This is a genomic window from Curtobacterium sp. L1-20, assembly GCF_048755855.1.
GTDB lineage: Bacteria > Actinomycetota > Actinomycetes > Actinomycetales > Microbacteriaceae > Curtobacterium.
Genome location: NZ_CP151473.1, coordinates 2,338,647 through 2,364,561 on the forward strand (window position 1 = coordinate 2,338,647; position 25,915 = coordinate 2,364,561).

Annotated in this window: 23 protein-coding genes and 1 tRNA gene; 11 read left to right on the top strand and 13 right to left on the bottom strand. The window is 74.3% G+C overall.

The window, feature by feature from the left end; genetic code table 11:
* The first annotated feature begins 53 nt into the window (after positions 1 to 53).
* Together AAEP86_RS12575 and AAEP86_RS12580 are read left to right on the top strand one after the other, a co-directional pair.
* Positions 54 to 974: a LysR substrate-binding domain-containing protein gene (locus AAEP86_RS12575; protein ID WP_420367672.1), complete on the top strand. Its 921-nt coding sequence runs from the start codon at positions 54 to 56 to the stop codon at positions 972 to 974.
* A gap of 131 nt (positions 975 to 1,105) precedes the next feature.
* Entirely contained in the window at positions 1,106 to 2,386 is a 1,281-nt protein-coding gene (locus AAEP86_RS12580; protein ID WP_420367673.1) for an ice-binding family protein, read from the top strand.
* A gap of 43 nt (positions 2,387 to 2,429) precedes the next feature.
* Here AAEP86_RS12580 and AAEP86_RS12585 read toward each other — a convergent pair whose 3' ends face one another.
* Both AAEP86_RS12585 and AAEP86_RS12590 read right to left on the bottom strand, forming a co-directional pair.
* A complete protein-coding gene (locus tag AAEP86_RS12585) occupies positions 2,430 to 2,666 on the bottom strand; it encodes a hypothetical protein (RefSeq protein WP_420367674.1) in 237 nt (78 codons plus the stop codon).
* A gap of 128 nt (positions 2,667 to 2,794) precedes the next feature.
* Positions 2,795 to 3,010: a hypothetical protein gene (locus tag AAEP86_RS12590; RefSeq protein WP_420367675.1), complete on the bottom strand. Its 216-nt coding sequence runs from the start codon at positions 3,008 to 3,010 to the stop codon at positions 2,795 to 2,797.
* Between the two features lie 89 nt (positions 3,011 to 3,099).
* On the opposite strand from AAEP86_RS12590, the gene AAEP86_RS12595 reads away from it, so the two are divergent.
* Positions 3,100 to 3,171 (top strand) — tRNA-Gly (locus AAEP86_RS12595).
* A 465-nt stretch (positions 3,172 to 3,636) separates the two neighbouring features.
* On the opposite strand, the gene AAEP86_RS12600 is transcribed toward AAEP86_RS12595, so the two are convergent.
* Genes AAEP86_RS12600 through AAEP86_RS12610 form a run of 3 tightly spaced genes read right to left on the bottom strand, consistent with a single transcriptional unit; the run spans position 3,637 to position 5,278 of the window.
* Complete coding sequence (locus AAEP86_RS12600) at positions 3,637 to 3,903, bottom strand: DUF6510 family protein (RefSeq protein WP_420367676.1); 267 nt, start codon at positions 3,901 to 3,903, stop codon at positions 3,637 to 3,639.
* On the bottom strand, positions 3,903 to 4,688 hold the full coding sequence (locus AAEP86_RS12605; protein ID WP_420367677.1) for an FAD-binding oxidoreductase: 786 nt from the start codon (positions 4,686 to 4,688) through the stop codon (positions 3,903 to 3,905). The genes AAEP86_RS12600 and AAEP86_RS12605 overlap by 1 nt, the downstream gene beginning before the upstream one ends.
* Positions 4,685 to 5,278: a molybdopterin-dependent oxidoreductase gene (locus AAEP86_RS12610; protein ID WP_420367678.1), complete on the bottom strand. Its 594-nt coding sequence runs from the start codon at positions 5,276 to 5,278 to the stop codon at positions 4,685 to 4,687. The genes AAEP86_RS12605 and AAEP86_RS12610 overlap by 4 nt, the downstream gene beginning before the upstream one ends.
* Before the next feature lie 233 nt (positions 5,279 to 5,511).
* Between AAEP86_RS12610 and AAEP86_RS12615 the strand changes: the two genes are divergently transcribed.
* The 7 genes from AAEP86_RS12615 to phoA all read left to right on the top strand — a co-directional run bounded on the left by AAEP86_RS12615 (position 5,512) and on the right by phoA (position 15,346).
* A complete protein-coding gene (locus tag AAEP86_RS12615; RefSeq protein ID WP_420367679.1) occupies positions 5,512 to 7,179 on the top strand; it encodes an ABC transporter substrate-binding protein in 1,668 nt (555 codons plus the stop codon).
* On the top strand, positions 7,176 to 8,186 hold the full coding sequence (locus AAEP86_RS12620) for an ABC transporter permease (protein ID WP_420367680.1): 1,011 nt from the start codon (positions 7,176 to 7,178) through the stop codon (positions 8,184 to 8,186). The genes AAEP86_RS12615 and AAEP86_RS12620 overlap by 4 nt, the downstream gene beginning before the upstream one ends.
* Positions 8,183 to 9,061 (top strand): ABC transporter permease, encoded by an 879-nt coding sequence (locus AAEP86_RS12625; protein ID WP_420367681.1) that lies wholly within the window; start codon positions 8,183 to 8,185, stop codon positions 9,059 to 9,061. The genes AAEP86_RS12620 and AAEP86_RS12625 overlap by 4 nt, the downstream gene beginning before the upstream one ends.
* Positions 9,058 to 10,812: a dipeptide ABC transporter ATP-binding protein gene (locus AAEP86_RS12630; RefSeq protein ID WP_420367682.1), complete on the top strand. Its 1,755-nt coding sequence runs from the start codon at positions 9,058 to 9,060 to the stop codon at positions 10,810 to 10,812. Before AAEP86_RS12625 ends, AAEP86_RS12630 begins: the two co-directional genes overlap by 4 nt.
* Positions 10,809 to 12,872, top strand: coding sequence for a CocE/NonD family hydrolase (locus AAEP86_RS12635; protein ID WP_420367683.1), 2,064 nt, complete (start codon positions 10,809 to 10,811; stop codon positions 12,870 to 12,872). The genes AAEP86_RS12630 and AAEP86_RS12635 overlap by 4 nt, the downstream gene beginning before the upstream one ends.
* Positions 12,869 to 13,531, top strand: a complete 663-nt coding sequence (locus AAEP86_RS12640) for a TetR/AcrR family transcriptional regulator (protein ID WP_420367684.1) — start codon at positions 12,869 to 12,871, stop codon at positions 13,529 to 13,531. Before AAEP86_RS12635 ends, AAEP86_RS12640 begins: the two co-directional genes overlap by 4 nt.
* 123 nt (positions 13,532 to 13,654) lie before the next feature.
* Positions 13,655 to 15,346: an alkaline phosphatase gene (gene phoA, locus AAEP86_RS12645; protein ID WP_420367685.1), complete on the top strand. Its 1,692-nt coding sequence runs from the start codon at positions 13,655 to 13,657 to the stop codon at positions 15,344 to 15,346.
* 155 nt (positions 15,347 to 15,501) lie between these two features.
* Here phoA and AAEP86_RS12650 read toward each other — a convergent pair whose 3' ends face one another.
* Genes AAEP86_RS12650 through AAEP86_RS12660 form a run of 3 tightly spaced genes read right to left on the bottom strand, consistent with a single transcriptional unit; the run spans position 15,502 to position 19,375 of the window.
* Positions 15,502 to 16,386, bottom strand: coding sequence for a glycosyltransferase family 2 protein (locus tag AAEP86_RS12650; RefSeq protein ID WP_420367686.1), 885 nt, complete (start codon positions 16,384 to 16,386; stop codon positions 15,502 to 15,504).
* Positions 16,383 to 17,882, bottom strand: a complete 1,500-nt coding sequence (rfaE2, locus tag AAEP86_RS12655) for a D-glycero-beta-D-manno-heptose 1-phosphate adenylyltransferase (RefSeq protein ID WP_420367687.1) — start codon at positions 17,880 to 17,882, stop codon at positions 16,383 to 16,385. The genes AAEP86_RS12650 and rfaE2 overlap by 4 nt, the downstream gene beginning before the upstream one ends.
* Positions 17,879 to 19,375, bottom strand: coding sequence for an aldehyde dehydrogenase family protein (locus AAEP86_RS12660; RefSeq protein WP_420367688.1), 1,497 nt, complete (start codon positions 19,373 to 19,375; stop codon positions 17,879 to 17,881). Before AAEP86_RS12660 ends, rfaE2 begins: the two co-directional genes overlap by 4 nt.
* Before the next feature lie 164 nt (positions 19,376 to 19,539).
* Between AAEP86_RS12660 and AAEP86_RS12665 the strand changes: the two genes are divergently transcribed.
* Positions 19,540 to 20,628: a glycosyltransferase family 9 protein gene (locus tag AAEP86_RS12665; RefSeq protein ID WP_420367689.1), complete on the top strand. Its 1,089-nt coding sequence runs from the start codon at positions 19,540 to 19,542 to the stop codon at positions 20,626 to 20,628.
* A gap of 93 nt (positions 20,629 to 20,721) precedes the next feature.
* On the opposite strand, the gene AAEP86_RS12670 is transcribed toward AAEP86_RS12665, so the two are convergent.
* From AAEP86_RS12670 to AAEP86_RS12690, 5 genes are read right to left on the bottom strand one after another with little or no spacing between them, the layout of a single operon-like run.
* On the bottom strand, positions 20,722 to 21,426 hold the full coding sequence (locus tag AAEP86_RS12670) for an SDR family oxidoreductase (RefSeq protein WP_420367690.1): 705 nt from the start codon (positions 21,424 to 21,426) through the stop codon (positions 20,722 to 20,724).
* Between the two features lie 50 nt (positions 21,427 to 21,476).
* Positions 21,477 to 22,895, bottom strand: coding sequence for a PfkB family carbohydrate kinase (locus tag AAEP86_RS12675; RefSeq protein WP_420367691.1), 1,419 nt, complete (start codon positions 22,893 to 22,895; stop codon positions 21,477 to 21,479).
* Positions 22,892 to 23,524 carry a D-sedoheptulose-7-phosphate isomerase gene (locus AAEP86_RS12680; RefSeq protein ID WP_420367692.1) on the bottom strand — a complete coding sequence of 211 codons (633 nt, stop codon included), beginning with the start codon at positions 23,522 to 23,524 and terminating at the stop codon, positions 22,892 to 22,894. Before AAEP86_RS12680 ends, AAEP86_RS12675 begins: the two co-directional genes overlap by 4 nt.
* Positions 23,521 to 24,885 carry a glycosyltransferase gene (locus tag AAEP86_RS12685; protein WP_420367693.1) on the bottom strand — a complete coding sequence of 455 codons (1,365 nt, stop codon included), beginning with the start codon at positions 24,883 to 24,885 and terminating at the stop codon, positions 23,521 to 23,523. The genes AAEP86_RS12680 and AAEP86_RS12685 overlap by 4 nt, the downstream gene beginning before the upstream one ends.
* Positions 24,882 to 25,883 (bottom strand): glycosyltransferase, encoded by a 1,002-nt coding sequence (locus AAEP86_RS12690; protein ID WP_420367694.1) that lies wholly within the window; start codon positions 25,881 to 25,883, stop codon positions 24,882 to 24,884. Before AAEP86_RS12690 ends, AAEP86_RS12685 begins: the two co-directional genes overlap by 4 nt.
* Positions 25,884 to 25,915 lie beyond the last annotated feature (32 nt).

The window sequence follows — 25,915 nt, forward strand, 5'->3', positions numbered from 1 at the left end:
GCCGGTCGGTGCTCCGCCATGGCGGACTGCTTGTGCGGGCACAATGTGTCCTTGTGACCTCCCGTCCCCTCACCGACCGCGCCCTCGACCTCGACACGCTGGTGGTGCTCGAGCGCATCGCGGAGACCGGCTCGATCTCGCGCGCGGCCGACGCCCTCGGGGTCACCCAGCAGGCGGTGTCGGCGCGTCTGCGGTCCGCTGAGGCGTCCGTGGGACACCGCCTGGTCGACCGGTCGGCGTCAGGGTCCGTGCTGAGCGAGACCGGTCGACTGGTCCTCGGACTGGCCGCGCCGGTCCTCGAAGCGGCCCGCCGGCTCGAGGCGGGCCTGGTCGCCCTGCGGCAGCCGAGCGGCTCGGTCGTCGTCGCCGCGTCGCAGACGATCGCCGAGCTCCTGCTCCCGGAGTGGTTGCTGGCGTTCCGGCGGCGGTTCCCGGACGGTCGGGTCCGCTTGGTCGCGGGCAACTCGGCGACCGTCGACGACCTCGTGCGGTCGGGCGTCGCCGGTGTCGGCTTCGTCGAGGGACCGACCGTGGGCGCCGACGTCCGGTCGCGGGTGGTCGGCGAGGACGAACTCGTCGTGGTCGTGGCTCCCGGACATCCCTGGGCCACGGCGGCGTCGCTCGCGGCGGCCGACCTCGCCACCACGCCGCTGCTGGTGCGCGAGGCGGGGTCCGGCACCCGCGCCGCGCTCGAGGCCTGGCTCGGCCGCACCGGTGCAGCCCTCGCGACCCCCGCGGCGGTGCTCGAGACCACGGGCATCATCCGCGCCACCGCACGCGCGGGCGTCGCGCCGGCGGTGCTCAGCGCGCGCTCGGTTGCGGCCGACCTCGCCGACGGCACCCTGGTCCGCGTTCCGCTGGACGGCACACCGATCGTCCGGGAGTTCCGCGCTGTCTGGAACCACCCGGCGTCCGCGGACGTCGAGGCGTTCCTCCAGGTGGCGGCCGGGCGGAGCGGGTCCCGGAGTCGGTGACCCCTGTCCGGGGGTGAGTTCTGCCCGATCGCCCCGAACGCTCCCGGCAGAGCGCATACTCCACTGACCGGAGAGCACGTCGGCGTCGTCGACGCGGACCTCGTGCTTCTTCCCCGCAGACAGGTGCCGTCATGGCAACGTCCCGCTTCCTCCGCTCCGTCACGACGGGATGCGCCGCGGTCGGCCTGGTCGCGTCCGTGGTCCTCATGGCGACCTCCGCGGCCTCGGCCGCGACGGTCATCGACGGTCCGGTCGACCTCGGGACGGCGTCGACCTACGGCGTCCTCGGCGCCAGTGCCGTCACCAACACCGGCCCGTCCGTGGTGACGGGCGACCTCGGGGTCTCGCCCGGCACCTCGATCACCGGCTTCGGTGCGGCGCCGAACGGCGTCGTGGACGGGACCGTCCACCGCACCGACGCCGCGGCGGCGCAGGCGCAGCGCGACACCACGACCGCCTACGACGTGGCGGCCTCGCTGACACCGAACCGCAGCGGTCTCACGCAGCTCAACGGCCTGTCGCTGACGCCGGGCGTCTACTCGGGTGGCGCACTGTCACTGGCGGACACCGGCGCGCTGACCCTCGCCGGCAGTGCCGACTCCGTGTGGGTGTTCCAGGCCGCCTCGACCCTGACGATCGGTTCCGGCACCCGGATCACGATCACCGGTGGTGCGAGCTCCTGCAACGTCTTCTGGCAGGTCGGCAGCTCCGCGACCATCGGGACCGGTGCGCAGTTCCAGGGGACCGTCCTCGCGCAGCAGTCCGTCACCGCCACGACCGGCGCGACCGTCGCCGGGCGGCTGCTGGCTCGGACCGGCGCCGTGACGCTCGACACGAACCGGATCACGGCACCGACCGGGTGCCCGACGCCGGGGACGACGGCCGAGACCCCCGCCCCGACCATCACCTCGGGCGCACCGACGACCGCGACGGCCGGCCAGCCGTACTCGTACACCGTGACGGCCACGGGGACGCCCACGCCGACCTTCACCGCCTCCGGCCTGCCGGCAGGGCTGACCCTCGACGGCACCACCGGCGTGGTCTCGGGCACCCCGACCACCCCGGGGTCCTCGACCGTGACGATCACCGCCTCGAACGGCGTCGCCCCGAGCACCACGACCACCGTGACCATCACGGTGCGACCCGCGGCACCGACCGCGACCCCCACGCCGACCGCCTCGGCCACGCCGACCGCGCCGGCCGCGGTGCCGTCGGCGACCGGAACGCTCACCGCGGTCGCGGTCAGCGGAGGCGGGAGCGGCAGCGGGGCCGGCGAGCTCGCCTACACCGGTTCCGACCCGACCGTGCCCCTGGGCATCGCGGGCCTGCTCGTCGCAGCCGGGACCGCACTCGCGGTGCTCGCCCGACGCAGGGACGTCGGCCGCCGCACCGCAGCGCACCGGGGTCGCTGAGCCGACCGGCGCACGTCGGAACGGGTCCGCGCAGCGGGCCCGTTCAGTCGTGCGGCGTCGTCTCCCAACGCACCCAGGCGTCGAGCTGGGACCGCGCGCTCTCGAGCGACGTGTGGACGCCGGCGACCTCGCCGTCGGCGAGTCGCACGACGTAGCGGTCCTCGTCGGTCACCGTCGCGATCGTCGAGGTGCCCACGACGGCATCCCACGTCCACTGGTCCACGTGCACCCAACGGATGTGCCCGGTCGGGGCGGGGGAGGTGCTGCTGCGGGGGATCATGAGGACTTCCGGTCGGCTTCGGACGATGTGATCGTTCCGGCGGCCGGTCCCTGGTCACCTGGGGCCGACGGTAGTCCGCGGTGGCTGGGCGCCGCGCCGTCGGGCCCGCGGACGCCCCGGTGTGCGGGTCAGGGGCCCTCGACCGGCCGGTAGACGGCGATCGGCGGAGCCTGGTCGTCGCCGTCGTCGTGGCTCTCGCCGCTCGACAGCCAGGTGCGGCCCTCGTGCTCGATCGTCGTCGGCAGGTCACCGTGCACCAGGATCCGCACCGCCGGTGCATCGCCGTCGACCAGGTCCACACCGTGCGCTTCGGTTCCGCCGGGGTTGTCGTGCACGTAGCTCATGCTCCGATCGAACTCCGGTGGGCTGGGACACGCCCGGTCCGGCGCGGATCACGCCGTCGAGCGTGGATGCAGGTACAGTTACGGACTACGCGGATGTGGCGCAGTGGTAGCGCATCACCTTGCCAAGGTGAGGGTCGCGAGTTCGAATCTCGTCATCCGCTCACAGAACGAAGCGCCCCGGTCGATCGACCGGGGCGCTTCGTCGTGCACGCAGGGCTCGAACGTGCTGGGGCTCGTGCACGCCGGGGCTCGTGCACGCAGGGCCTCGTCGGTCGGCCGGAGCACGAGTCGTGGCGACACCACCGCCCGCGCGTGGTCTCGGGCGTGCGCAGGCTTCGGGTGCCCGCGCCCGCCGGACGCGCGGGCGGCCGTGCCCACTCGGGGGCGCCGGGTGGGTGGCCCGACGCGATCCCCGAGGAAGCATCCGGAGCGGAGGGGCCATCGGACTGGTCGGATCGCCCCGACTGCGGGAACCCGCACACTTCGCGCACCTCCGGCGCGTCGGTTCGCGGCCGGACAGCCAGCGTGCTCTGAGCCGCCGGGCCCGGACGACCGCCCGTCCGGACCTGCCGGTGCCGGCGACGCTGACCGCGCCGGACCCGGCGACGGCGCGCGCCCCGGCACCCTCAGCGCGGATCGACCACGGCGGCCCGGAACGCGCGGGCGCCCGGGAGTCCGACCCACTGCCCGTCCGGTCCCTCGACCACGGTGACGAGCACGGTGTCGCAGTCCCGGCAGCGCGCGACCGACCCCATCGCCGAGACGTACGCACGGCTGCGCGCCAGGGTTCCGAGGGCACTGCACCCGGCACACCGCAGGAGCACGGTCGTCGGCTCCGACCCGAGGGCCTCGGCGAGCGGACCGGCCAGCGCGTTCCCGTCGACCACGAGCATCAGCTGCCTCCGAACCGTTCTGCACGGACGTCCGCGGTGTCGTGCCCGAGGTCGCCGAGCCAGCGCAGGACCTGCTCCACGAAGGGCGTCGACCCGCACACGTAGACCAGGGCGCCGGCGCTCGGCGGGAAGACGGCCGCCTCGAGCGACGCCCGGGTCAGTCGCCCGGCGGGCACCGTCGACCCGGGTGGCGCGGTCCGGCTGTGGACGACGGTCACGTCGACACCCGCACGCTGGGCGCGCGCGAGCTCCGGCCGGAAGAAGACGTCCTCGGGCGTGCGGACCGCGTAGAGCAGCCGGAACGGCGCGTCGCCGCCGGCGTCGGCGTGCGCACCGGCGATCGCGGCGAGCGGCACGATGCCCGAGCCGCCCGCGATGAGCTGCACGGGCCGCGCGTCGTCGCCGGGGTGCCAGACGAACCAGCCGCCGAGGGGACCGTGCACCTCGAGCGCATCGCCGACCTCGACGGCGTCGACCAGGAACGGCGAGACCTCGCCGCCCTCGACGCGGTCCACGGCGAGCAGCACCGACGTGCCGTCCCCGGACGAGGCGATCGAGTACGAGCGCGTGGCCTGGTAGCCGTCCTCGGCCGTCAGCCGCAGGTCGAGGTGCTGCCCGGCGTCGTTCCCGGGCCAGGTCGGGACGTCGAGGACGATCCGCCGGGCGTTCGGGGTCTCGGGCGCGACGGACGCGACCGTCGCGGGGTGCCAGGCCGGGCGCCGACGGGCGCGTGCCGGCGTGGCGGGGGCGGTGCGCGCCTCCTGTCCGACGTGCGGGACGGTCACCAGTACCGCTCTTCCTTCCACGGGTCGCCGTGCATGTTGTAGCCCGCGTTCTCCCAGAAGCCGGGCTCGTCGTCGGCCTGCATGACGATGCCGCGCACCCACTTCGCGCTCTTCCAGAAGTACAGGTGGGGGACCAGCAGGCGGGCCGGGCCGCCGTGCTCCGGGGTGAGCGGTTCGCCGTCGGCCTCGAAGGCGATCCAGGCCTTGCCGTCGAGCACCTCGTCGAGCGGGAGGTTCGTCGTGTAGCCGCCGTAGCTGTGCACCATGCAGTGGTCGAGGCCGGTCTCGACGCCGTCGAACAGCTTGTCGAGCGGAACGCCCCGCCAGCGCATGTCGAGCTTCGTCCAGTGCGTGACGCAGTGGATGTCGACGGTGACGTCCTCGACACCGAGCGCGTGCACCTCGTCCCACGTCCACTGGTGGAGTCCGGACTCGGTCCGGATGGAGAACGCCCAGTCCGTGGGCTCGATGTCGGGCGTCGCACCGGCGGAGAGGACCGGCCAGTCGTGCACCAGGGTCTGTCCGGGCGGGATGCGGGCGTCGTCGCGGTCGTCGCGGCGGCCGCCGAACCCGCGCGTGAACGTGGCCATCGGTGCTCCTTCGTCGGTGCCGGACGGGTGCCCGTGGTCCGATCATGCCGTGCACGCACCCCCTGGATGTAACGGGTTGGTAAACGTTCGGGAGGTCCACGGTGCGCCCGCGATCCGCGACGGGCCGCGGATCGGCGTGTGCTCGGGCTCCCGTGATGCGAGGCGGGGGACTTGGGGGTTCGCCCCGAGGCCTCTATCGTTCACCGGAACGATTACAGGAGGGGTCACCCCGAATGCAGCCCATCGTCCACGAACCCCGGAACGCCGGCGGCCCGAGCCGCGCCGACGCCCGTGACCCGCGCGGCCCCGACGGCCCCGGCCGCACCGACGCCCACGGACCGAGCCGTCGCGCGCTCATCGGCGGAGCGGTCGGCCTCGCCGGGCTCGGCCTCCTCACCCTGGCCGGGTGCAGCTCCGGCGCCTCCGCCGGTACCACGTCGCTGCCCGAGGCCGCCGCCACCGGCACCGCTCGCCGTGGCGGCCGCCTCCGCGTCGCCCGACCGGCGGCGTCGGCGGCGGAGACCCTCGACTCCGCGAGCTCGCTGTCGGCCTACGAGTACCTCGGCGCCCTCTACAACCGTCTGGTCAAGCTCGACGAACAGGGCCGGACCATCCCGGACCTCGCCGACGACTGGTCCGCGAACGCCGACGGCACGGTCTGGACCTTCCGGCTCCGCCGTGGTGTGCGCTTCCACGACGGCTCGCGCTTCACCGCGGACGACGCCGTCGCGAGCATCCGGCACATCCTCGACGAGAAGACGGGCAGCCCCCAGGCCGGCGTCCTCGGCGAGGTCATGGACGCCGACTCGATGACCGCCGTCGACGCCCACACGCTGCGGTTCGCACTGACCAAGCCGAACGCCGAGTTCCCGTCGCTCCTCACCGCCTACCAGTGCTACATCGTGCCCGCCGGGGCGATCGCCGACATCGGGCGGACGGGGATCGGGACCGGGCCGTTCCGGCTGTCGTCCTTCACGCCGGCCGGTGTCGGCAGCGTCGAGGCGTTCGACGACCACTTCGCCGGCCGCCCGGTGCTCGACGGCATCGACTTCTACTCGATCCAGGACACCACCGCCCGCGTGAACGCGCTGCTGGCCGGCCAGATCGACCTCATCTCGCAGACGAACCTCGACTTCGCCACCGCGCGGGTGGTCGCAGCGTCCGACCGCGCGACCATCGCCCGCTCGAAGAACGCGCAGTGGTACACGATTCCGATGCTCGCCACCTCGGACGAGTTCCGGGACCCCCGGGTCCGCCAGGCCATGAAGCTCGCCTACGACCCCCGGCGGATCGTCGACACCGCACTGCAGGGCACCGGGTCGGTCGGCTGGGACAACCCGGTCCCGCCGCAGCTCGCCGCCTTCGTCGACGACCACCGCGAGCACGACCCCGAGAAGGCGAAGGCGCTGCTCACGGCCGCCGGTGCCGAGGGGTTCCGTACCTCGATCTACACGTCGAGCTACGAGTCGGTGTTCACCCCGATGGCGGTCGCGTACCGGGACGCCGTCGCGGACGCTGGCATCCGCCTGACGGTGAAGAACGCGAGCTCGGACTCGTACTACACGCAGATCTGGATGCAGAAGCCGCTCATGGTGAGCTACTGGTTCACCGGACGGCCGATCGACCAGCTGCTCAACCAGATCTTCCGCTCCGGCTCGTCGTACAACGAGAGCGCGTGGTCGAACGAGCGGTTCGACCACCTGCTCGACGACGCCCGGGCCGAGATGGACGACGCGAAGCGCCTGACCCTCTACCAGGACGCACAGCGGCTCGTCGTCGAGGACGGCGCCGACATGACCCCGATGTTCGGCGACCGCCTGGTCGGGCTGTCCCGTGACGTCGTGAACTACTCGGAGTACGGCTTCGAGTTCGACCACCTCCGGATCGGACTGCGCCGATGAACCTCCTCGTCCCCGTCCTCCGTCGGCTCGGCATCGCCGTGCTCACGGTGGTGCTCGCCTCGCTGTTCGTGTTCCTCGCCGTGCAGGCGCTGCCCGGCGACGTCGCACAGCAGCTGCTCGGCCAGAACGCCACGCCGGACGCCGTCAAGCAGCTCCGCGAGTCGCTCGGTCTCGACCAGAACGTGTGGCTCCGCTACCTGGAGTGGCTCGCCGGCGCCGTGCACGGCGACTTCGGCACCTCCCTCGTCAGCGGCGAGCCGGTCGCCCCGACGCTGTTCACCGCCTTCCGGAACAGCATGCTCGTCGCCGTCCCCGCGATGCTCGTCGGGGTGACGCTGTCCCTGACGCTCGGCGTCGTCGCGGGCGTCCGCCGCGGTCGTGCGTCCGACCGGGTGATCTCGATCGTGAGCCTCGTGGTGATGAGCGTGCCGGAGTTCATGGTCGCCACCGTCCTCGTGCTGCTCTTCGCGATCGGCGTGCCGCTCTTCCCCGCGGTGGTGCTGCGCGGCAGCGACGCCACGGTCGGCGAGCTCCTGCCCACGATCTGGCTGCCGATCACCGTCCTGACGCTCGCGATGGCCGCGTACATCGTCCGGACCGCGCGGTCGTCGACGATCGACGTGATGGCCTCCGAGTTCGTCACCACCGCGGAGCTCAAGGGCCTCACCCTGCGTCGGGTGGTCTGGAAGCACGCCCTGCCGAGTGCGCTGCTGCCGACGCTCAACGTCGTGGCGCTCAACGTCGCGTGGCTGCTCGGCGGCGTGGTCGTCGTGGAGAACGTCTTCAACTACCCGGGCATGGGCAAGCTCATGCTCGAGTCGGTGTTCGACCGCGACCTCCCGGTGATCGAGGCGATCGCCCTCCTCAGTGCCGTGGTCTACGTCGTCTGCAACCTCGCGGCGGACCTCGTCGCGCTCGCGCTCGACCCGAAGCTGCGCACCCGCCGGCGCCGGACCCGCGTCCGTCCACCGGCCCGTCGCCGTGCCCCCGAGAGGACCGCAGCATGACCGCCGTCGCACCCCGTTCCCGCAGCGTCGTCGGGGCCGCCGTCGCGCCCCTGCGCAGCTCGACCGCGCTGGCGGTCGGTGTCGGGCTCATCGCCCTGCACCTCGTGCTGGCCGTGCTCGCACCGGTCATCGGCGTGCACGACCCGGTGGCGACCGACTCCACGAACGTGCTCGCCGGCCCGGAGTGGACGCACTGGCTCGGCACCGACCAGTACGGGCGGGACATCCTGTCCCGGACGCTCAACGGCGGCCGGTACGCGCTGCTCGTGACGTTCCTGGCGACGACCGCCGCGGTCGCCGTCGGCACCGTCCTCGGAGCCGTGACCGCCTACGCGGACAACTGGTTCGACGAGGTCGTCATGCGCGTCGTGGACGCCCTGCTGAGCGTGCCGTCGATCCTCGCGCTCCTCGTCGTGGTGACCGTGTTCGACGCCGGGCTCTGGGTCATCGTGCTCGCCGTGACGATCGTGTACGCCCCGGCCGTCACCCGGGTGGTCCGCGGGGCCGCGCGCACAGTGATCACGCAGGACTACGTCACGGCCGCCAGGGCCCGCGGCGAGAAGCCCCTGTCGATCGTCTTCCGCGAGATCCTCCCGAACGTGCTCGACGTGGTGCTCGTGGAGTACGCCATGCGCGCCTCGTGGATCGTGCTGCTCGTCGCATCGCTGTCCTTCCTCGGCTTCGGCGCGAACCCGCCCACGCCGGACTGGGGGCTCATGGTGCAGGAGAACCGCACCGCCCTGACCGTCGTCCCGCTCGGGACGCTCGCGCCGATCGTCGCGCTCGCGACCCTGGTGGTCGGTCTCAACCTCGCGGCCGACGGACTGAGCAAGTCGCTCGGTGTCGACCGTGCGAAGCAGGGGGTCCCCGCATGACGGCCGTCCAGCCCACGAGTGTCGTCCAGGTCGACGACCTCGCCGTCTCCTACGCCGCCGGTCGCCGGTCCGTGCCCGTCGTGCGCGGCGTGTCCTTCGCCATCGCGGCCGGCCGCACCCTCGGCCTGGTCGGCGAGTCCGGCAGCGGCAAGTCCACCGTCGCGCGGACGCTGCTCGCGCACCTCCGCGCCGGGTCGACGATCGACCGCGGGACGGTCCGCGTCGACGGTGCCGACGTCTTCGCCCTGTCCGCGGCCGGCCGTCGGGCGCTCCGTGGCGGGACCGCGTCCGTGGTCGCGCAGAACGCCGGGCAGGCGCTGACCCCGTCGATGCGCGTCGGCGAGCAGATCCGCGAGGCGCTCCGCGCGCACGGCGAGCCCGACGGTCCGAAGCGGGTCGACGAGCTCGTGCGGCTCGTCCGGCTGCCGGACCCGGGCACCATCGTCCGGCGCTGGCCGCACCAGCTCTCCGGCGGCCAGCAGCAACGTGTGGCGATCGCGATGGCCGTGGCGGCCCGACCCCGGGTGCTCGTCCTCGACGAGCCGACGACGGCCCTCGACGTCGTGACCCAGGCGGCGGTCCTCGACCTCATCGCCGACCTCGGCCGCGAGCTCGGGATGGCCGTCCTGCTCGTCAGCCACGACCTCGGTGTCGTGTCCGCGATGGCCGACGAGATCGCGGTGATGCGCGACGGCGCGGTCGTCGAGCACGCCGCCACGGCGGCGCTCTTCGCCGCACCGCAGCACGACTACACCCGCGCGCTGCTGGCCGCCGTCCCGGACGGGCGGCGGCCGGGAGGCACGGGTCGCGTCGACGGGACGGCGACCGTGGCGTCGACGGTCCCCACCAGGTCCAGCGGCACCGCGCCCGGTGAGCCGCACGTCCGTCCCGTGGTGACGGCCGAGGACCTCGTGGTCCGCTACGGACGCGGCCTTCCGGCCGCGGTCGACGGCGTCTCCTTCACGATCGCGCCGCGCGAGACGCTCGCCGTCGTCGGCGAGTCCGGCAGCGGCAAGTCCACGCTCGCCACGGCGCTGGCGGGACTCGTCCCGGCCGAGTCGGGGACCTTCACGTTCGACGACGGCACGACGATCGGCGACCTGCGCGACCCGATCGCGGCGCGCTCCGCGGACCTCCGGCGTGCGGTGCAGCTCGTCTTCCAGAACGCGGACACGTCGCTCAACCCGCGGCGGACGGTCGGCGCCGCGGTCGCCCGGCCGCTCCGGCTCTTCACCGGCGGATCGTCGCGGGAACGGGTCGGGGAGCTCCTCACCAGGGTGGGGCTCGGTCCGGAGTTCGCGGACCGGTTGCCGGCTCAGCTCTCCGGCGGACAGCGGCAGCGCGTCGGGATCGCCCGGGCGCTGGCCGCCGAGCCGCGCCTCGTGATCGCCGACGAGATCACGACGGCGCTCGACGTGCAGGTGCAGGCCGGCATCCTGTCCTTGCTCGCCGACCTGCAGCGCGACCGCGGTCTCAGCTGCCTGTTCATCAGCCACGACCTCGCGGTCGTCCGGGGCGTCGCCGACCGGGTCGCCGTGATGACCGGCGGGCGGATCGTCGAGATCGGCCCCACCGAGCGGGTGTTCGGCGGCCCGAACCACCCGTACACCGCGACGCTCCTCGCGGCGACGCTCGAACCGGGCAGCACCACGCTGCCGGACGTCGGCGACGGCGTACCCCGCTGGCGCCACGCGGCGGGGTGGACCGACCGCGGCGACGGACACCACACCCGGAACTGGGAGGACGCATGACCGACGAGCACGACCCCGTGACCCTCACGGCGATCGGCGTGCCCGACACGCTGCCGCCGGGCGTACGGGTCCGCGACACGTGGATCCCGATGCCCGACGGCGCCCGGCTCCACACCCGGATCTGGTCGCCGACGTCCGCCTCGTCGTCCGCCCCCGTGCCCGTCCTGCTCGAGTACCTGCCCTACCGGCTCGACGACTGGACCGCACCGCGCGACTCCGAGCGGCACCCCTGGTACGCCGCGCACGGCTACGCCTCGGTCCGGGTGGACATCCGCGGGACCGGGTCGTCCGACGGCTTCTTCGACGACGAGTACAGCGAGCAGGAACTGCGCGACGGTGAGGCCGTGATCGCCTGGCTCGCCGAGCAGGAGTGGTCGACGGGGGCCGTCGGCATGTTCGGGATCTCGTGGGGCGGCTTCAACGCCCTGCAGCTGGCGGCCCGGGCACCGGAGGCGCTCAAGGCGATCGTGACGGTCTGCTCGACGGACGACCGGTACGACAACGACGTGCACTACGTCGGCGGCGCCGTGCTCGGCATCGACATGGCCGCGTGGGGCGCGACGATGTTCGCGTTCAACTCCCGACCGCCCCGACCCGAGGTCGTCGGCCCCGGCTGGGTCGATCGGTGGCGGGCGCGCCTCGACGCGAACCGCCCGATGACCCCGGTGTGGCTCGCGCACCAGGAGCGCGACGACTACTGGCGGCACGGCAGTGCGGCCGAGGACTACGGGGGCATCCGTGCCGCGGTGCTCGCGGTCGGCGGGTGGGCCGATCCGTACCGCGACGCCGTGCTCCGCCTCGTGGCCGAGGTCGACGCCCCCGTCAAGGGCATCGTGGGACCGTGGTCGCACCAGTACCCGGACCGCGGCCTCGCACCGGGGCCCTCGATCGGGTTCCTGCAGGAGACCCTGCGGTGGTGGGACCGGTGGCTCCGCGGCGCGGACACCGGCGTCGAGGGTGACCCCGCGCTCCGGTCGTGGATCAACGAGGGTGAAGCGCCGGCCACCCACTACGCGTCCCGGCGCGGGCGGTGGGTCGGCGCCGAGGCGTGGCCGTCCGCCGCGACCACCGAACACTCGATGCCGCTGGACGCGCTGCGCGGTGGCGCGGACGGACCGGTCCTGGTCCGGTCGCCGCAGCACACCGGCGTCGATGCCGGACGCTTCTTCCCGTTCGGGAACGCGACGGACCTGCCGCCGGACCAGCGCGCCGAGGACGGCCGCTCGGTGTGCTTCGACCTGCCCGTCACCGAGGCGTTCGACCTGCTCGGCACCGTGCTCGTGCGCTTGGCCGTCACGAGCGACCAGCCTCGTGCGACCCTGACCGTCCGGCTCTGCGACGTCGCCCCCGACGGCGCGTCGACGCTCGTCACCCGTGGTGTGCTGAACGCCGCGAAGCGGGACGGCATGGACCGCGACGACCCGCTGGTGCCCGGGACGCCCGCGGAGCTGCCCGTGCGGCTGGTGGCGACCGGACACCGGTTCGCCGCCGGACACCGACTGCGCATCGCCGTCTCGTCGTCGTACTGGCCGTGGGTGTGGCCGCACGGCACCGAGGCGACGGTCACCCTCGACCCGGCTGCGTCGACCCTGTCGCTCCCGGTCTGGACGCGGCAGACCGACGACGGCGTCCGCTTCGAGGAGCCCGAGCGTTCGGAGCCCCTGGCGATCGAGCGGATCACGCCGACCGAGGCGCTCCCGCAGCGGACCGTCACGCACGACGTCGAGACGGGGGAGTGGACGCTCGACGTCGACCCCGGCTACGGTGGCGGTCGCGTCTACCCCGACGGGCTGGTGTTCACCGAGGACGCCCGCGAGACGTACCGCATCCGGTCGGACGACCCCACGTCGGCGCGCGCGTCGTCGCGGTGGTCGATCGGCCTCGCGAAGCCGGACTGGCACGCGCGCGTCGAGACCACGTCGGAGCTCACCGCGGACGCCGACGCCTTCCACGTCGTGAACACCGTGCGGGCGTGGGCGCGGGACGGCGGTCCGGACGCTCCGGAGACCCTCGTCGCCGAGCAGACCTTCGTCGACGACGTCCCCCGGACGTCGGCGTGAGCGGGGGCGGTGCCGGGTCGCCGGCGCGGGTGCGGCAGCGCCCCGAGGTCCGGCGGGCCATGATCGTCGAGGCCGCGCGGACCGTGATCGTGCGCCAGGGCGTGGGCGCGACCGGACTCCGCGACATCGCCGCGGCGGCCGACGTCTCGGTCGGCACCGTCACGTACCACTTCGGCAGCGTCGCGGAGATCCTCAACGAGGTGGTCGTCCTCGAGACCGAGCGGTTCTACGGTGCGGTCGTCGCCGCGGTCGACGCGGAGCCCGACCCCGTGACGGCGCTGCGGACGCTCGTCGCGCCGCTCTTCGACGACACCGAGGAGGTGCGGCAGCACTGGCGGATCTGGTCGGACTACTGGACCGCGGTCGTGCGACGGCCCGAGGTCGCCACCGAGTACGCCGAACGCATCCGGGTGTGGGAGGCCTGCTTGGTCCGGGTCGTGCGTCGCGGAGCGGACTCCGGGGTCTTCACCCCGACGGACGCCCCCGAGGTGGTGGCCCTCAAGCTCGCCGCCTACAGCGACGGGGTGGCCACGCAGATCGCGCAGGGCGTCCCCGGCCTGACGAACGCGGTGGCCCGCAGCTGGATGTGGACGTTCCTGGCGCACGAGCTCGGTGTGCCGGCAGCGACCGTCGCCCGTGGCGACACCGGGACCGCCTGACCCGCACCCGACGATCGCGGGAGGTCGTTCACGTGATCGTCACCGGGGAGCCACCCGCCTGTACCCCTGCACAGCCATCCTCTGATGGCACCCGTTCGGGGCACAGACGAGGGGAACCACGCAATGCAGCACGAACCCAAGCGCCGCCGCCGCGCCGCGCTCGCACTCGGCGCGGCGCTCATCGCCGGCGCCGTCGCACTTCCCGGTGCGGCCGGGGCCGTCGGACAGCTCGCGCTCAGCCAGCACGGCGGCGCCCAGCGCGCCGTCGGGGACCAGACCCAGGCCGTCCGCCAGGCCGTGAAGAACGCCAAGGCGAAGAACGTCATCCTGCTGATCGGCGACGGCATGGGCGACTCCGAGATCACCATCGCCCGGAACTACCAGTACGGCGCGGCCGGCCGCCTGCCGGGGCTCGACGCCCTGCCGCTCACCGGCTCGTACACGACCTACTCGCTGGTCAAGGACGGGGCGGACAAGGGCAAGCCCGACTACGTCACCGACTCGGCGGCGTCCGGCAGCGCCTGGTCGACCGGCACCAAGACGTACGACGGTGCGATCTCCGTCGACGTCGACGGGAAGCCCCAGCAGACGCTCCTCGAGCTCGCAAAGGCGAACGGCCTCCGCACCGGCGACGTCTCCACGGCCGAGATCCAGGACGCCACCCCGGCCGTCCAGGTCGCGCACGTCGGGGCCCGCTCCTGCTACGGACCCGACACGGCGTCCTGCGGATCGGACGCCCTGCAGGCCGGCGGCCTCGGCTCGATCAGCGAGCAGCTGCTGAACGCCCGTCCGGACGTGACCCTCGGCGGCGGCTCGGCGAGCTTCCAGCAGACCGCGAAGGCCGGCCAGTGGCAGGGCGACACGCTCTTCGACCAGGCCGACCAGCGCGGCTACCAGGTCGTCTCCGACGCTGCGGGCCTCGCGTCCGTGCGCCGCGCCGACCAGCAGCGGCCGCTCCTCGGCCTCTTCACGCCGGGCAACTTCCCGACCCGCTACGCGCCGACCACCGCGACCGTCGGGGGCGCCGACCGGGCACCCGTCACGTGCACGGCGAACCCGGCGCGCCTCGACACCGGGCTCTCGCTCGCGTCGCTCACGAACACGTCGATCAAGCTGCTGAACCGTGACCGTGCCGGATCCGGCAAGGGCTTCTTCCTGCAGGTCGAGGGCGCCAGCATCGACAAGCAGGACCACGCCGCGGACGCCTGCGGACAGATCGGCGAGACGATCGACTTCGACGAGGCCGTGCAGGCCGCGCTGGCCTTCGCGAAGAAGGACGGCAACACGCTCGTCATCGCCACCGCCGACCACGCCCACTCCAGCCAGATCGTCGACAACACCCCGCCGACCTCGCTCTCCACGGCGCTCGTGACCGCGGACGGCACCACCATGAAGGTGTCGTACGGCACGTCCGGTGCCGGCGCATCGCAGCAGCACACCGGCACCCAGGTCCGCATCGCGGCGTTCGGTCCCGGAGCCGCGAACGTGGTCGGCCTGACCGACCAGACCGACACGTTCTTCACGATCCGCGACGGCCTGCGTCTCGACGAGGACCTCGCGGCGCTCAGCCGCGGCGCGCGCGTCGAGCTGTCGGTCGGCGCTCCCCGTCCGGGGCAACGCGTGACGGTGACGGGCACGAGGTTCGCCGGTGACCGCCAGGTGCGCGTGCGGATCGGCTCGACCGACCTCGGCACGGTCGACGTCATCGACGGCACCGCGTCGGTGCAGTGGAAGGCCGTCGCCGGCTCGAGCACGGTGACCGTCACCGGCGTGCAGTCGGGCAAGCAGGCCGCGAAGCAGGTCCGCGTCCGCTAGCCACCCGCAGCACGACACCGGCCTGGTGCCCCTCGTCGCCGAGGGACACCAGGCCGGTCGTCGTCACCGGAGCGGGCGGCGCCGGAGCCGCCGCAGCGCGCCGGAGCGGGCGGCACCGGCGCCGCCGCAGCGCGCCGGAGCAGGCGTCGCCGCCCCTACGACGAGACGACGGTGCCCGGCCCGAACACGACGTCCGGCGCGTCCACCCGGCGGTCGGTCACCGTGGTGGGCGCCTCGAGGTGCACGGCCCCGGACGGCAGGATCCCCACGCCGCCGAACCGCTCCATGACGCGCCACTGTGCGACGACGTCCTCGCCGGCGTGCTCGGGCGGCAGGACGTCCCAGAACCGGAACCCGCCGACGTCCTCCAGGGCACGGCGGTCGTACAGCGTGCACGCGCCGACCCACGCGACGCGGTACGGCACCCACTCGCCGGGGCGCAGGTCGAGTCCGGCCGCGAGGTGCGTCGGGTTCGCGGCGTTGTGCAGCGACCAGCGGTCGAACTCCGGTGTGCCGCGGCGCACCACCTCGGGCACGACCGGACCGTCCCAGCGCTCGAAGACCGCGGTCTCCTGCGGGCGACGGTCGTCGAGGTACGACAGCCCCGTGACCGCACTGCCGACGAACCCGCAGCCGAGCGTCCGCAGGGCGTCGAGCATGCGGGCGATCGTCCCCGGTTCGAGCCAGACGTCGTCGTCGAGGAACAGCACCGCCGACGCCTCGGCCTGGTCGAGCAGGAACTGGCGGTGCTCGGCCAGGCCGCGCCGCTCCGGGTGCGCGAGGACCGTCACGGGTCGCCCCTGTGCCGACAGGACGCGGAGCATCGCGGCGACCGCCGGGGCGGTGGTCGCCGAGCCGTCCGGGGACTGGTCGCTCACGACGACCCGCAGGTCCACGTCGGTCTGGGCGGCGAGCCCGGCCAGCGTCGTCGCGAGCTCGGCCGGACGTCCGACCGTGGGGATGAGCACGTCGACGTCGACCGGGTCGGTGTCCGCTGGATCGGGGGCCGTCGCCCAGGACCCGGACCAGCGGGCGGTCACGGCGCCGGGTCCGGTTCGGGCTCGGTCCGGGCGGCGGCCTCGCGGATCCGGCGCACCACCGCGCTGGTGGAGTGCTCGGGCACGTAGTCGACCATGACGACCTCGCCGCCGTAGCCCCGGACGACCTCGGTCTCGCTGAGCATCTCGGGGGAGTAGTCGCCGCCCTTGACGTAGACCTCGGGGCAGAGTCGCTCGATGAGCGGGATCGGAGTGTCGGTCGCGAAGACGGTGACCAGGTCGACGCAGGCCAGTGCGGCGAGGACGCCCGCGCGGTCCTCGGCCGGGTTGATCGGTCGCTCGGGGCCCTTCAGCCGCCGGACCGAGTCGTCGTCGTTGAGCGCCACGACCAGCAGGTCGCCGAGGTCCCGAGCCTGACGCAGGTACGTGGTGTGACCGCGGTGCACGACGTCGAAGCAGCCGTTCGTGAAGACGACCCGACGCCCGGCCTGCCGCGCGGCCTGCACGGCGGCGGCGAGCTCGTCGTGGTCGACGACCGTCGCGGCGGGGGCGGTGACGGAGTCGAGGAGGGCCGCGGCCGTGCAGACCGAGGTGCCCGCCTCGCGGACGACGACGTCGGCGGCGGCCTGCGCGACCGAGACGGCGTCGCGGACCGGCGCCCGGACGGCGAGGGCCACGGTGGCCGCGGCGCAGAACGTGTCGCCGGCACCGGATGCCTGCTGTTCGCTCGCCGGCGTGGCCCGTGTCCGGAAGCCCTGGTCCGAGGTCGGCTCGAGCAGGACGGTGCCGTCGCGGTCCAGCGTGACGACCGCCGCACGGGCGCCGCTGCGCTGGAGCACCGCCGCGCGCGCGTCGACGACCGCGGCGATCCGTTCGGCGCCGACGCCGAGGTCGCGGCCGAGGAGCGCCGCGGTCTCGCCGGCGTTCGGCGTCACGAGGTCCGGGGCCAGCGCGGCCCAGCGGGTGAGGTCGTGCGCGTCGACCACGACGGCACCGGGGCGGTCGCGGTCGAGCACCGGGACGACGTCCGAGGGCTGCACGCCGAGACCGTAGTCGCACACCACGGCGGCGTCGGCGCTGCGGACCGCACGAGCGACGGCCTCGCCGAGGAGGACGCCGTCCTGCGCGCTCGGGGTGCCGGCGAGCTCGTCCACCCGGACGACCACGCGGTCGCCGCCGACGACGCGGGACTTGGTCGTGGTGATGCCGCCGGGGACCACGACGAGGTGCGTCGTGTCGACCCCGGCCGCGTCGAGCCGGTCCCGCAGGACCCGCCCGGCCTCGTCGTCGCCGATGAGCCCGACCATCCGGACGCGCGCGCCGAGTGCCCGGGCGTTGACGGCGGTGTTCGCGGCGCCGCCGGGCACCGCGATGGTCTCGGTCACGCGGACGACCGGAGCCGGCGCCTCCCGCGAGACCCGCTCCGCCTCGCCGACCGTCCAGCGGTCGAGGATGAGGTCCCCGATCACGACGACGAGGGGTTCGCGGTCGTCGACGGTCGCGACGAGGTCGCGGACGAGCCGCACGTCGGCGGTCACCGGGCACCACCGGTGGTGTCGGCGCTGCCCGCGGTGGCACCGGCGGCGTCGGCGGGCGCCGGTGCCGCCGGCACGGACGCCGCGGGGGCGGCCGGAGCGGCCTCGAGGTGGACGACGGTCGTCGTGGTCATCTCGTCGAGCAGGTGCGGACCGTAGCCGAAGCCGGAGCCGGAGGCTCCTCGGGGCTCGGCGCTCCCGCCCGGTGCCCCACCGAACACCGCGTTGACCTTGACGGTCCCGACGGGCAGCTCGGCGGCGGCACGCAGCGCGTGACCGGTGTCGTTCGTCAGCACGGTGGCCGCGAGCCCGTAGCGGTCGGTGGCGGCGAGGCGGAGGCCCTCGTCGAAGTCCTCGACGACGCGGACGGGCGCGATCGGCCCGAAGGTCTCCTCGGTCATGACGAGCATGTCGTCGGTGCAGTCGGTGAGCACGGTGGCCGGGTAGAAGGACCCCGCGCCGTCCGGGGTGCTGCCACCGGTGCGGACCGTGGCGCCGTCCTGCACGGCCTGGTCCACGTGCGACTGGACCATCCGGCGCAGGCGGTCGTCGACCAGCGGGCCGAACTCGGCGGCGGGCGACGCGGTCCGACGCTCGGCCTCGGCGACCAGGGCGGTGACGAACGGCTCGGCCACGTCGCGGTGGACGTAGACCCGTTCGACGCTCGTGCAGATCTGCCCGGTGTTGGCGAACGCGCCGAGCGCGACCTGCGCCGCGGCCCAGGTCGGGTCGACGCCGGCGTCCACGACCACGGGGTCGTTCCCGCCGTTCTCGCGGATCACGTGGGCGCGCGTGCGTGCCGCCACCTCGCTGAGCCGGTCGCCGGTCGCGGTGGAACCGACGTGGGCGTACACGTCGATGCCGTCCTGCTCGAGGAGCAGTTCGCCGGTGGCCGCGTCGCCGTCGACACCGACGAGGACGCCGTCCGGCAGGACCTCGGCGAGGAGGGCGTTCAGGCGTGCGAAGGTCGCCGGGCACCGCTCGCTGCCCTTGTGGACGACGGTGTTGCCGGTGACGACCGCCGCACCGATGATGCCGAGCGCGACGGCGACCGGGTCGTTCCACGGCGTCAGCGCGAGGACCACACCGCGGGGGTGCGGCACCGACCAGTCGGCCGCACCGAACTGCCCGCGCAGCGCCTCGCCGCGGTGGACCGGTCCGAGCTCGGCGTACTGGACGAGCGTGCCGACGCCGGCCTCGACGCCGCCGAGCGCGTCGCCGGGGACCTTGCCCGTCTCACGGGTGTTCAGCGCGGCGAGCTCCTCGGCGTGTGCGCGGACGTGCTCGGCCGCGCGGTGCAGCAGGGCACCGCGCTCGGCGGGCGCCGTCCGTGCCCACGCACCGGCGGCCGCGCGCGCACGGGCGACCGCCTCCCGGACGTCCTCCGCGGAGGCACGGGGCACCGTCGACGCGGTCGTCCCGTCGACGGGGTCGGACACCACCAGGGTGTCCTGGTCCGAGCGAGCGGCGTCGGCGGAGGGGGGTGCGATCGTCATGGGGTCCTTCCGGGGGCGGAGCAGGGAACAGCCGACCGGCGACGGCGCAGGACGGAAGTCGCACGTTCCTCCCGTGCGCCTGGGCGTCCACTCGGGATCGCGCTTCTCGTCCATCGACACACGGACTGGGCACCCGGGCGGCCTCCGACCGGTAGACGTGATGAGTGCAACTGATCGGCAACGGTGGAGAACGCTTCGAGGACGTCCGGGAGATCGCGGTGCTCCGCGGCGGGGGACTGGGGGACCTGATGTTCGCCGTCCCCGCGATCGAGGCCCTCGCGGCCGCGTACCCCGACGCCGCCATCACGCTGCTCGGCAGCCCGATGGCCGAGACCGTCCTGCGCGGTCGCACCGCTGCCGTGCAGACCTTCGAGGAGCTCCCCGTCTCGCCCGGTGTGCGCGATGCGGGCGACGACGCCCCGTCCGTCGAGGACTTCTTCGGACGGCTGCACGGCCGGTTCGACCTCGCCGTGCAGCTGCACGGCGGCGGCCGGAACTCGAACCCGTTCCTGCTCCGCCTCGGCGCCCGGCACACGGTCGGCACGGCCACCGAGGACGCCGAGGTCCTGGAGCGCTGGGTCCGCTACGTCTACTACCAGCACGAGGTGCTCCGGGCGCTCGAGGTCGTCTCGCTCGCCGGGGCCGCGCCCGTCACCCTCGATCCGCGCGTGCACGTCACGGACGACGAGCGCAGCGCTGCCCGCGAGCGCCTCGGTGTGGACGGCCGGCTCGTCGCGATCCACCCCGGCGCGACCGACCCCCGCCGACGCTGGAGTCCGGACCGCTTCGCCGCCGTCGCGCGGGCTCGGCTCGAGGCGGGCGACCACGTCGTGCTCGTCGGCGACGCGACCGACGTCCCGGCCTCGTCGGCGATCGTCGGCGCCGTGCCCGAGGCGCTCCGCTCACGCCTCCACGACCGGACGGGGTCGCTCCCGCTCGGCGAGCTCCCCGCCGTGCTCGCCGCGGCGGACGTGATGGTGGGCGACGACTCCGGGCCGCGACACCTCGCCGTGGCGGTGGGCACCCCGACGGTCGGGGTCTTCTGGTTCGGCAACGTCGTCAACGCCGGACCGGTCGACCGCGGTCGCCACCGCGTGCACCTGTCCTACGTGACGCGGTGCCCGGTCTGCGGCATCGACGTCACGCAGGTCGGCTGGACGGCCGAACGCTGCGAGCACGACCCGTCCTACGTCGACGAGGTCCAGCCCGACGCCGTCCTCGCGGACGTCGCCGACCTGCTCGCGACCACCTGACGGACGCCCGGTGCGGTCGGCGGACCGCACCGGGACGGACGGGAGGCGCGGTACCAGCCGGTACCGCGCCTCCCGTCCGTCCCGTGGTCGCGTCTACGGCCAGCTGGGCTCGGTGGCCGGCATGATCGACAGTTCGCGGATCTCGCAGCCGGCCGGCTGCGACAGCGCGAACAGGATCGAGTTCGCGACGTACTCCGGCTCGATGAGCTGCGCGTCGGGACCCGGCTTGTACTGCTCGGTGCGTCCCTCGAAGAACGCGGTGCGCATGCCGGCGGGGATGACGTTCGTGACGCCGATGCGCCCGGCGGTCTCGGCGGCGAGGGCCTGCGAGAAGCCGCGGACACCGAACTTGGACGCCGAGTACGCGGTGCCGTCGCCGACGCCGCGCAGGGCGAGCGAGGACGAGACCGTCACGACGCGGCCGTGCGTCGCCTCGAGGGCGGGCAGTGCCGCACGCACCACCGCGGCGGTGCCGAGCAGGTTGACGCCGACGATGCGCTCCCAGTCACCGGACGAGATGCTGCCGATCGGGGCCGGCTTGTCGATGCCCGCGGCGGTCACGACCGCGTCGAGCCCGCCGTGCCGCTCGGCGGCCTCGCGCACGGCCCGCTCCGTCGCCTCCGTGTCGGTCACGTCGACCGCGACGGCGTCGATGCCCTCGGGGACCGCGTCGACCCGCAGGTCGAGGACGATCGGGGTGCCGCCGGCCTCGGTGACCGCCGCGACGACCGCGGCTCCGAGTCCGGAGGCCCCGCCGGTGACGAGGACACGGCCGATGGGGGTGGTGGGGACGGGCATGGACTTCCTTCCGTAGGGGGACTGTGGGGACGACGACGAGGGGTGCGTCGTCAGCCGACCTGTTCGAGCGCCGCGGCGAGGCGGGTCGTGGAGCGGCCGGGGTGGAACGGGACCGTGACGACACGGCCGCCCCACTCGGCGAGGGTCGCCGTCTCGGGCAGCTCGCTCGCGGTGTAGTCGCCGCCCTTCGCCCAGACGTCCGGGCGGAAGCGGCGCAGGGCCTCGTCCGGGGTGTGCTCGTCGAACACCACGACCGCGTCGACGCAGTCGAGCGCGAGCAGCAGCTCGACGCGGTCGTCCTGGCCCATGATCGGCCGGTCGGGACCCTTCAGGGCCCGGACCGAGTCGTCGGAGTTCAGGCAGACGACCAGGCAGTCGCCGAGTGCCCTGGCCGCCGAGAGCGTGCGGGCGTGCCCGGCGTGGAGCAGGTCGAAGCAGCCGCCGGTGGCGACGACGGTGCCGCCGGCGCTCCGGACGTCGTGGACCACGCGCATCGCGTCGCGGTCGGCCCCGGGGACCCGGATCGGCGCGGGGCCGTCGTCGGAGAACAGCGCGGCGACGCCGCCCGCGGCGAGGTACTCGGACGCGGCCGTGACGCCGGCGGAGACGGCCTCGGCGACGTCGGCGCCGCCCGCGAGGGCTACGGCGACGCCGGCGGCGAGGCGGTCACCGGCACCGCACGGGTCACCCGCGGTGACCGACGGCGCCGGGACGAACCGGTTCCCCTCGCGAGCGCTGGCGACGAGCGCACCGCGGTCGCCGAGGGTCACCGCGACCGCGCCGACGCCCCAGGTCTCGACCAGGGTGGCCGCGGCCTCGGTGGCGAACGGGACCCCGTCGCCGGTGACGTCGGTGAAGCGGCGGGCCTCCGCGCTGTTCGGCGTGGCGACCGCGGTGCCGGGCACCGGTACGGCGCCCTTGGGGTGCGGGTCCCACACGACCGGCGTGTGCCCGGCGACGCGTTCGAGGGCGGCGCGGAGGTCGGCCGCTGCCGCGACCCCGCGACCGTAGTCGGCGACGACGATCGCGTCGACGTCCTCGACGGCGGCGAGCATCTCGGCGGTGGGGGTGGGGACCGGCGGGGTGGCGCAGCCCTCGTCGATGCGGACGAGCGCGTGGTCGGCCACCCGCACCCGGGTCTTCACCGGGGTCGGCGCCCCGGACGGGCCGGCGACGACGGTCACCCCGGGCAGGAGGTCGCGGATCTCCGCGGCGCGCGCGTCGTCGCTGAGCACGGTCACCAGGGTGACATCGTGGCCGTCGCGCCGGAGCATGGTGGCGACGAGTCCGGCACCACCGGCCCGGCGGTCGTCGGTGCGGACGTCGACGACGGGGACGGGCGCGTCCGGGCTGAGCCGTTCGCTCGTGCCCGACACGTCGACGTCGAGCAGGGTGTCGCCGACGACGGCGATGCGGAGGCGGCGGGCCTCGGCACCGGGGGTCGACCGGGCGTCGGTGTCGCGGGTCACCGGCGGGCCCCGCGACGCAGCGTCGGCTCCATGGCGCGGCACAGGGCGTGCACGAGGACGAGCTGCGCCTCCTGCACGTTCGCGGACGGGCCGTCGATGCAGATCGCGTCGTCCACCGCCTCGGCCAGCGGGTTCGGCCGCGCACCGGTCATCGCGATCGCACGGGCACCGACGGCGCGGGCCGCCTGGGCGGCGCGGAGCAGGTTCGGGCTCTTCCCGCTCGTGCTGAGCAGGACGACGACGTCCCCGGCACGGGCGTGCGCGGAGACCTGCCGGGCGAAGACCTCGTCGTAGCCGTAGTCGTTGCCGATCGCGGTCACGGCCGAGGACTCCGCGTGCAGCGAGATCGCCGAGTAGGCCGGGCGGTCGCCGTCGAAGCGTCCGGTGAGCTCCGAGGTGAGGTGCTGCGCCTCCGCCGCGGACCCGCCGTTGCCCGCGGCGAGCAGGCGGCGGCCCGCCACGAGCCGCGCCGCGATGTCGTCGGCCCAGTCGGCGATGTGGTCCTTGTGGTCGACGAGCGACGCGATCACCGGGACGGACGCGGCGACGTGGTCGAGCACGACCTGGGCGCTGTCCGTGGCGGTCTCGGTCGGCTCGCCGACCGTGCTGGTCTGCTGCTCGATGGTCATCGTGCGGTCCTCTCGGTCGAGTGGGTCGTCGACTGGGGGGAGCGGACCGTCCGGCCCGTCCGGGTGCTGCGGGGGTGTGCGTCGGCGGCGGCGGCCGGCGCGTGGCCGGTCGCTGCGGAGGGCGCGCCGGCCGCGGCGAGCAGGCGCTCGTAGACGCGCTCGCTGTCGGCGGCCACCTTGTGCCAGGTGTACCGGGCCTCGGCGCGTTCGCGGCCGGCCCGACCGTAGGCCTCACGACGCTCCGGGTCGTCGAGGAGCGCACCGACGGCGGCGGCGACGGCCTGCTCGTCCCGCGGGGGCACGTGCAGACCGGTGGCATCCTCCACGACGGTGTCGATCAGTCCGCCGACGCTCGACGCGACCACCGGGCGACCGCAGGCCATGGCCTCGAGCGGGACGATCCCGAACGGCTCGTACCAGGGCGCGCACACGACGACGTCGGCGCTGCGGTAGACGGCGGGCATCTCGTGCTGGGCGAGCTGGCCGCGGAAGGACACGTGGTCGCGGACGCCGAGCGACCGCGCCAGCGCGTCGAGCCGCTGGTACTCGGGGTCGTCCGCCAGGTCGGCACCGGCGACACCGGCCCCGCCCACGACGACGAGCTCGACGTCGCGGCCCGCGTCGACGAGCGCGGCGAGTGCGGCGATGGTCGTGCCGACGCCCTTGCGGCGCACGAGGCGCGAGGCCGTGAGGACCCGGTGGGTGCGTCCGCGTTCCTCGACCGGTCGGTCGTCGCCGCGCGGCTGGAAGAGCGTGGTGTCGACGCCGCAGGGCACGACGGAGATGGCGTGGAGCGGCACACCGAGCGTCTTCAGCTCGAACGCCTCGTCCGAGCAGGTGGCGACGACCTGGTCGACGCTCCGTCCGACGGCGGGCTCGATCCACTCGCGTTCGGCCGGGCTGGTGTCGGCGGAGCCCTGGTGCCGGCGCTTGACGACCCCGAGGGCGTGGAACGTCTGCACGACCGGGATCCGCACGCCGCCGGTGCGGGCCTGCACCTGCGTCACGGCCTCGAGCGCGGCGTGGCCGGACATCCAGAAGTGCGCGTGCACGACGTCGGGGCGGTCGACGAACCACTCGGCCGCCAGGACGGTCGCGAACGTCCCCATGTAGGGGAACAGCTCGTCCTTCGGCACCCGTCGGGCGGGTCCGGCGTCGACGTGGACGACCTCGACCCCGGGGCGCAGCCGGACGCGCACGGGCTGCGTCGCGTCGTCCCGCCGGGTGTAGACCGTGACCTGGTGGCCGCGGTCCGCGAGCGCGCCGGACAGCTCCGCCACGTGGACGTTCTGTCCTCCGGCGTCGACACCGCCGAGGACGGCGAGCGGGCTCGCGTGCTCGGACACCATGGCGATCCTCATCGCAGGCTCCCTTCGAGTGCGGCGCCGGTCGCCCGGCCCCGTCGCGTTCCGCGCACGACGGCGTCGTCGAGCAGGTCGTCCCAGTCGGCGGTGAACCGGCCGAGCGCGTGTCGGGCGAGTGCGGCCTCGCGGGCGACGGCGCCGCGACGCCGCGCCTCGTCGGGGTCGTCGAGCAACACGCGGGCGGCACGGACCAGGTCCTCGACGTCCGTCGAGATCGCACCAGCCTCGGCGGGCACGGTCCGGGAGGCGTCGGTGGTCGCCAGGACGAGCACCGGCATCGCCATGTGCATCGCCTCGATGAGCGAGAGGCCGAGCGACGTCCACCGGTTCGGGTGCACGTACGCCCGTCGTTCGGCGAGGGCCGCGTGCATCGGGTCGGCAGGCACGTCGCCGCGGGCGACGACGCGGTCGCCGAAGCCGAGCTCCGGCAGGCGCTCGGTGCCGATGCCCCACACGTCGACCGGCGCGGCGGCGGCGAAGCGGGGGAGGAGGTCCGACCCCACGACCCGGCCACGACGGACCGGCTCGTTGATGACGACGCCGAGCCGGTCGAGCGTGCCGGACCAGATCGGGCCCGGGTCGACGACGCCGTGCTCCACGACCGTGGTCCGGGTCGAACCGCAGTCCCACATCAGGGCGTTCCAGTGCGTCACGTGCGCGATGACGAGGTCGTCGCGGTCACGGAGCGGGTGCTGGCTGTTCGGCACGTCCACCCTGGGCGCGTTGTGCTCGACGAACACCATGGGGACGTCGCGGCCGCCGAGGAGGCGACGCGCCTCCTCGAGCTCCTCGGTGCGCTGCAGGACGACGACGTCGACCTCGGCGTCCACGACGTCGGCCGGGTCGATCTCGATCGCGGAGTCCGGCCAGGCGCGACCGCCGCGGCCGAGGCCCCACGCGTCGCGGGCCGGGGTGGTCGGGATGAGGTACTCGTGCGGGCCGCGGACGAAGGCGTCCATCCAGCCGCCGTGCACGTGCCACACGAGGATCCGCATGCAGGGCCCTTCGGTCGAACGGTCAGGGAGGA